General features: G+C 61.0%; 1 protein-coding gene. It reads right to left on the bottom strand.

Features of this window, described 5'->3' with window-relative positions; genetic code table 11:
* On the bottom strand, positions 1-589 hold a 589-nt coding region (locus tag GTN70_03615; protein NIO16076.1), incomplete at both ends, for a hypothetical protein.

Genomic DNA, 589 nt, shown 5'->3' with positions numbered 1-589 from the left:
ATGCTGGTAACGGAATTGGTGAAGTCGTCGAAGGGAATGGACGCGTAGAGCAGGGAGCCGGTGTTGTCGTAGAGAAGGTGCAGGTTGCCCGCGCTGTCTGAAGCCGAAGACAGCGATGTCACGCTCCCTGCGGGGACAACGGGTACTGCCTGCACGTCCTCCACCGACGGCTGCAGGGCATCGCTGTCCAGGTTCGGGTTTATCAGGGCGAAGAAGACGGTCCCGTCGCCGATGAAGGCGACCCCCGCCTTCTTTTCGCCATTGTCCGAGAGGGGAAAGATCGAGGGTGAGCGCCCGTCGACGTATGCGGGAAGCGTGAGGTCCAAGAGGGTGATGTCTTTCAGGCGCAGCGTATCTCCCGTCAGCGTGTCGCTGTTGAAATCCGCCGAAGCGTCGATGGGGGCATAGTACACCTTGAAGGGGGGATTCCCGTCGGCGGACCGGATGAAGGCGAGGTGAAAGACGGTCCCGTCCAGGTAACCCGATGTTTGAAAGAAGTTCCCCGGCAACCCGCTGTTTTCCGTCACGTCCACCGGGAACTCGCACCATCCCGCCGTCGTATGCAGGAGGATGGAGAGGGTAAAGGTGG

The organism is Deltaproteobacteria bacterium (genome assembly GCA_011773515.1).
Classification (GTDB): Bacteria; Desulfobacterota; Deferrimicrobia; order J040; family J040; genus WVXK01.
This window is presented reverse-complemented; position numbering and strand designations above follow the sequence as displayed.